The sequence below is a fragment of the Nocardiopsis trehalosi NBRC 14201 genome, from assembly GCF_001552555.1.
In the GTDB taxonomy this organism is placed as follows: domain Bacteria; phylum Actinomycetota; class Actinomycetes; order Streptosporangiales; family Streptosporangiaceae; genus Nocardiopsis_B; species Nocardiopsis_B trehalosi.
In genome coordinates, this window is record NZ_BCRK01000144.1 from 1 (window position 1) to 6,065 (window position 6,065).

Annotated in this window: 6 protein-coding genes; 4 read left to right on the forward strand and 2 right to left on the reverse strand. The window is 76.3% G+C overall.

From position 1 onward, the window contains the following. Positions 1-442, reverse strand: a 442-nt coding sequence (locus tag NT8_RS21085; RefSeq protein WP_174549611.1) for an AfsR/SARP family transcriptional regulator, incomplete at its 3' end; no start/stop codon positions are given. A gap of 206 nt (positions 443-648) precedes the next feature. Here NT8_RS21085 and NT8_RS21090 point away from each other — a divergent pair. Both NT8_RS21090 and NT8_RS21095 read left to right on the forward strand, forming a co-directional pair. Next, positions 649-1,407, forward strand: a complete 759-nt coding sequence (locus NT8_RS21090; RefSeq protein ID WP_067972455.1) for an SDR family NAD(P)-dependent oxidoreductase — start codon at positions 649-651, stop codon at positions 1,405-1,407. 621 nt (positions 1,408-2,028) lie between these two features. After that, the gene (locus NT8_RS21095) at positions 2,029-3,237 is read left to right on the forward strand and encodes a GDSL-type esterase/lipase family protein (RefSeq protein ID WP_067972459.1); all 1,209 of its coding nucleotides are present in this window, start codon (positions 2,029-2,031) and stop codon (positions 3,235-3,237) included. A gap of 70 nt (positions 3,238-3,307) precedes the next feature. Here the strand turns inward: NT8_RS21095 and NT8_RS21100 are convergent, their stop codons facing one another. Next, positions 3,308-3,655 carry a DUF1330 domain-containing protein gene (locus tag NT8_RS21100; RefSeq protein WP_067972463.1) on the reverse strand — a complete coding sequence of 116 codons (348 nt, stop codon included), beginning with the start codon at positions 3,653-3,655 and terminating at the stop codon, positions 3,308-3,310. 651 nt (positions 3,656-4,306) lie between these two features. On the opposite strand from NT8_RS21100, the gene NT8_RS21105 reads away from it, so the two are divergent. Next, a complete protein-coding gene (locus NT8_RS21105; RefSeq protein WP_281203514.1) occupies positions 4,307-5,701 on the forward strand; it encodes an MFS transporter in 1,395 nt (464 codons plus the stop codon). After that, positions 5,604-6,065: GntR family transcriptional regulator (locus tag NT8_RS31005; RefSeq protein ID WP_245646262.1), on the forward strand; the 462-nt coding region annotated here is incomplete at its 3' end. The genes NT8_RS21105 and NT8_RS31005, both read left to right, overlap by 98 nt.

Below are 6,065 nucleotides of genomic sequence, written 5' to 3' on the forward strand. Positions count from 1 at the left end.
GGGCGAACCCCCGGTCGGCGACGTCGGCGAGCGCGGGCCCCCGCCACAGGGCGAGCGCGTCCGCCAGGCCCGCCGCACGCTCGGCCGGGTCGGGCAGGCGGCGCGCCCGCGCGGCGAGGAGGTCGAAGCGCCGGGCGTCGACGGTGTCGGCGCCGGCCCGCAGCGCGTACCCGCCCGGGCCCGACTCCACGAGCGCGCGGCCGCCGGGTTCGGCGTCCTCAAGCGCCCGCCGCAGCGTCCACACCCGGGTCTGCAGGGCGCCGGCCGGGTTGGCGGGCGGGTCGCCGCCCCACAGGTCGTCGATGAGGCGTTCGGCGGCGACCGGGCGCCCCTCGTGGACGAGCAGGTCGGCCAGGAGCATCCGCGCCCTGGCCTCCGCCACCCGGACCGGTTCGCCCCCGCCGGTCCACACCGCGACCGGACCGAGTACCCCGAAGCGCATGCGGCCAGCGTAGTCGAGCCGCACGCCCGCCCGGCGCGGCCGCCGGGAGCCGACCGGGAGCGGGCCGGGAGCGGGCCGGGAGCCGACCGGGAGCGCCTCCGCGCAGAGTGGTCCCGCCGGCCGCGAAGGACCGCGGTCGGCGGCCGGACGCCGCCGCGCACAGCGGGCGGCGCCGGCCGTGGTCGACAGAGCGGAGACGAGGACACATGGGTGAGATCCGGGGGAGTAGGGCGGTCGTGATCGGCGGCAGCCAGGGAATGGGGTTGGCCATGGCACGGGCCCTGGTCGCGGGCGGCGCCGAGGTGGTCGTCACCGGGCGCGACGAGAAGCGGCTGGAGGAGGCGCGGGCGGTGCTCGGGCCGTCGGCGCACGTGGTGCGCTCCGACGTGACGAGCGCCGCCGACCGCGACGCCCTCGCCGGGCGGGTGGGCGAGCTGCTGGGCGGCGGCGTCGACGCCCTGTTCGTCAACCAGGGCTACTCCCGCCTGGGGCCCTTCGAGGAGGTCACGGAGGAGATCTACGACCGGCACTTCGACGTCAACGCCAAGGGCGCGTTCTTCACGGTGCAGCGGCTGGCCCCGAAGCTGGCCGACGGGGGAGCGGTCGTGTTCACCACGTCGGTCGCCGACACCGGGGCCAACCCCGGGATGATGGCCTACGCCGGGGCGAAGGCCGCCGTGTGGTCGTTCGCCCAGGGGTTCGCGGCGGAGCTGCTGCCGCGCCGCATCCGCGTCAACGCCGTTGCGCCGGGGTTCACCGACACCCCGACGATGGGGGTGGACGCCTCGGAGGAGCAGAAGGCGGAGTTCATGCGGATCGGCGACGAGGTCACGCCGATGAAGCGGCACGCGACGGTGGACGAGGTGGCGGCGACGGCGCTGTACCTCGCCTACGACGCCACGTTCAGCACCGCCGTGCGCGTCCCGGTCGACGGTGGCCTGGAGGCCCTGTCGACCGCCTTCTAGCGGCGGTGGAGCGGGCGGCCCGGCCGGGCGCGGCACCCCCCACGGGGCCGCGCCCGGCCGGGCCGGCGTCGCGGGCGGGCCGCCGGCGGAACGCCCCAGGTCGCGGCATCCGCGCCCCGACGGGAGTGGCCGGGCTGCCCGGGCCGGGCGGCCCCCCGCACGGGGGCTGTGCCCGCCGACCGGGCGGCGGTGGGCGGGCGCGCGGCGGGCGGGCCGCCACCGACGCCCCCAGGTCGCGGGCGACCCGCGCGCCGACAGGGGCGGCCGTGCCGCCTGGCCGGGCGCGGCACCCCCCACGGGGCGGGTGCGCCCGGCCAGGCCGGGCGCACCCGTCGCCCGGGCCGACCTAGTGGTACGCCCCCGGTCGCGGGCGACCCAGGCGCGAAGGGGGCGGCCGGGCGGCCCGGGACGGCGGCCGCGTCGGGACCGGGCCGCTGCTCGGTGGGCAGCGGGGGCCGGGACGTCCAGGGCGCCGGTAACCGGCTCCTCCGGCATGGCCGGCGCCCTGCGGGCGCGGGCGCCCGCCCGGAAGGGCGCCGGCGACGGCCGCGTCCTCGCTGAGGGCCGCCGCGCCGGGAAACCGGCTGTACGCGACCGGTGCCGGGGCGGCAGAGTGGAGGGATGAACCCGCGATCCGACGCCTCCGGCGCTGCCGGACCCGAATGGACCACCACCCCCGTCACCCCGCAGCTGCTGCGCGGCGCGCTCGACACGGAGGCCACGCCGCAGGGGCTGCTGCCGCACCGGCTGCCGGCGTGGGCGCGCGCGCAGGTCCCCGACGCCCAGCTCGCCATGGCCGAGTCCCAGCCGTCCGGCGTCCGCGTCGCGCTGCGTACCAGGGCCACCGCCGTCGAACTGGACGTGCACCGCACCACGGTGGTCTACCGGGGCGCCCCGCCCCGCCCGGACGGGGTCTACGACCTGGTCGTCGACGGCCGCCGCACCTGCAGCGCCACCGCCCCCGGCGGCGACGTCCTGGTGCTCGACCCGGCCACCGGGGGCGCCGAGACCCGGCCCGGCCCGCCCGGGACCGTCCGGTTCACCGGGCTGCCCGCCGGGGACAAGGACGTCGAGATCTGGCTGCCCCACAACGAGACCACCCGGCTGGTCGCCCTGCGCACCGACGCCCCGGTCGCGCCGGTCCCGACCGGCGGCCGCCGGGTCTGGCTGCACCACGGCAGCTCCATCAGCCAGGGCTCCAACGCCGCGAGCCCCAGCACCACGTGGCCGGCGCTCGCGGCCGCCCTGGGCGGGGTCGACCTGGTCAACCTCGGGTTCGGCGGCGGTGCCATGCTCGACCCGTTCACCGCGCGCACCCTGCGCGACGCGCCCGCCGACCTGATCAGCGTCAAGATCGGCATCAACCTGGTCAACGCCGACCTGATGCGGCGGCGGGCGTTCGGCCCGGCGGTGCACGGCCTCCTCGACACCATCCGCGAAGGGCACCCCACCACCCCGCTGCTGGTGGTCGGCCCCCTCCACTGCGCCATCCACGAGGACACCCCCGGGCCGGGCGCCTTCGACCCGGAGGCGCTGCGCGTCGGCGAGGTCCGGTTCCGGGCAACCGGCGACCCCGCCGAGCGGGCCGCAGGGAAGCTCACCCTCGGCGTGATCCGCACGGAGCTGGACCGCATCGTCGCGCAGCGGGCGGCCGACGACCCGCACCTGTACCACCTCGACGGCCGCGAGCTGTACGGCGAGGCGGACGAGGCCGAACTTCCGCTACCCGACGGGCTGCACCCCGACGCCGAGACCCACCGCCGCATCGGGGAGCGCTTCGCCGCCCGGGTGTTCGCGGCCGGCGGGCCGTTCGCCGCCGGGGCGGCCTGACGCCCGGCCGGGCGTCGCCCCGCTGACGTCCGGGGGAGCGGGGCGGCTCCGGGGCCGACGCCGAACCGGGTCAGCCCTCGGCCAGCGACTCCCGCATCGCCCGTGCCGTCTCGGCCGGGTCGTAGTCCTCGGGGACGCCCTCGATCATTATGATGTCGCCCTTCATGTGCCGGGAGCGGAGCGGCGCGATCTCCTGGTACGCGGGGGAGTCCCACCAGGCGCGCGCCTCGGCGATCCCCGGGAAGCCGATCATCACGATGTCGCCGTCCCAGCTCCCCTCCTTCACCTCGTGCGGCGTGACGTGCACGAGGAAGCGCCCGCCGTAGGGGGCGAAGGTGCCGGGCATGCGCTCGATGTACTCGGCGACCTCCGGGTGCGGGACGGCCGAGTACAGGTTGGCGATGACGTAGGCGGCCATGGGGAGTCCTCCAGGTTCGAGCGGTTCCGTTGCCCGTGATCTTGGCAGATGCTGACGCCGGGGGTCGATGACCTCCGAGGTAACCATCCGGCTGCGCGGAACCGCCGGGGGAGCACCGGGTGGGGGAGTCCTCCTGTCGGCCGCGGTGAGCGCGGGGGCCGGCGCCGTGCTCGCAGGGGAGAGGAGCGCGCGCAGCGGAGGGCTCTGCGGCGGGGGAGTGGAATGGAGGCGGGGACGGCGACTCCGGTGGGGGTGGGCCGGGGGATGGTCTCCAGGGGATGCGTGGGCGGAGGCGGCGATTCCCCGTGCCGAGGTTAGAAATCTACGTTGTCAAGGTAGCCGTTGGAGTCTTACCTATTCTTTTTCTCAACCCCATAAGGAGCGGCTCCGCCGCCGGTCTTCAAACACAACAGGGCTCTTGGGCGGGTGCCGACAGCGGGGGTGCGGGCCGCGTCCCCGCTGTCGTGCGGAAAATCGGTTGGCCTCGGATCGGCGGCTCGCTATGGTGGCGCGCATGCCTGCCTCGGACAGACTCCGCCGCCCTTAGCGGCGGCGTGACCCCCTGAGTCGCTTCGCCGCATCAGCGCGTCCTTCGCCGGTGCGGCCGTTCGGGCTGCCCCGGCTCCGATCTGATCCGTGCGGAGCCTTCTCGTGTCGAGTCCTCTGTTCGACGGTCGGCGTGCCATCGTGCTCGCGGCCGTTCTGCTGTCCACACTCACGTTCCCGTTGTCGATCACCGGGGCGTCCCTGGCGCTGCCCGACATCCGGTCCGCCCTCGGGGCCGACCTCGCGGCGGTCCAGTGGGTCATCAACGCCTACAACGCGTGCTTCGCGGCCTTCCTGGTGGTGACCGGCGCCCTGGCCGACGTGCTCGGCCGGCGGCGCGTCTTCGCGTGCGGTGTGGGCCTGTTCTTCCTGAGCGGTGTGCTGTGCGCGTTCGCCGGTGACGTGGCGGTCCTGGCGGGGCTGCGCGCCGCGGGCGGCGTCGGTGCGGCCGCGGCCGTGACCGGCGGATCGTCGCTGCTGGCCGAGACGTTCTCCGGGGCGGCGCGCAAGCGCGCGTTCGGGCTGCTGGGGACGGTGCTGGGGGTCGGTACGGCCTTCGGTCCGGCGGTGGCCGGAACGCTGGTGGAGCTGCTGGGGTGGCGCGGCGTCTTCGCGGCGCCGGCCGTGGTGGCGGGCCTGGTCCTGGTGCTGGTCCCGCTGCTGCCGGCGGCGCGCGCCGAGGCGGGGCGCCGGGTCGACGGCGCCGGTGCGGTGCTGTTCACCGTGGCGCTGCTGCTGGTGGTGACCGCGCTGGTGGAGGGTCCGGAGCGCGGTTTCGGGTCGCCGGTCGTGGTGGGTGCGGCGGTGGTCGCCGTGGTGCTGGGTGTGGTGCTGGTGCGGGTGGAGCGGCGGCGGGAGGCCCCGCTGTTCGATCTGGGGGTGTTGGCGAACCGGCGGTTCCTGGCGTTCGCGGTGGCGGCGGGGGCGATCATGGCGGTGCTGGTTCCGCTGCTGGTGTACCTGCCGTCGTACCTGATCACGGTGGTGGGGGTGGAGGCGTCGGCGGCCGGGTGGTGGCTGCTGCCGATGACGCTGCCGACGGTGCTGCTGCCGTCGGTGGGTGCGGAGGTCGCGAAGCGGGTGCCGGCGGTGCCGCTGGTGGCCGGTGCGGTGGCGGTGTGCGGTGCGGGTGCGGCGCTGCTGCTCGTGGTGGACGGGGACGCGTCGCCGTGGCGGGTCGTGGTGCCGTTCGTGCTGGTGGGTGTGGGCGCCGGGGTGACGAACGGGTTGTTGGACGGGTTGGCGATCGGGAGCGTGGCGGAGGATCGGGCGGGGACGGCGTCGGGGATGTTCAACACGGTGCGGATCACGGGGGAGACGGTGGCGATCGCGGTGGTGGGTGCGGTGCTGGCGGCGGTGACCGGTGGTGGGTTGGCGGGCCCGGCGTATACGGGTGCGCTGCATGTGGTGGGTGCGGGGTTGGGTGTGTTCGCGCTGGTGGTGGCGGTGGGGGTGGTGGCGTTGGCCCGTGGGCGGGTGCGGGTGCCCTCGGAGCGGTGAAGGGGTGGGTGGACGGCCGTCGGGTGTGCCCGGCGGCCGTTCGCCGTGTCCGGGGTGGTGGGATACTGCGGCGCCGTGGGGCCTGCCGCGGGGTGCGGCGGGGTGTCGGGAGGTGGGGGTCGTGGTGGGTTCGGGGTCGGATTTCCTGCAGTTGGACGTGCGTGAGGCGCCGGCGGGTGGGGTGGCGGAGTGGTTGGCGGGGCGGTTGCGGGAGGCGATCGCGGATGGGCGGGTGCCGGTGGGGGGTCGGTTGCCGGCGTCGCGGGTGTTGGCGGCGGAGTTGCGGGTGTCGCGGGGGGTGGTGACGGAGGCGTATCGGCGGTTGGGGGAGGACGGGCATGTGGTGGGGCGTGGTCGTGGGGGG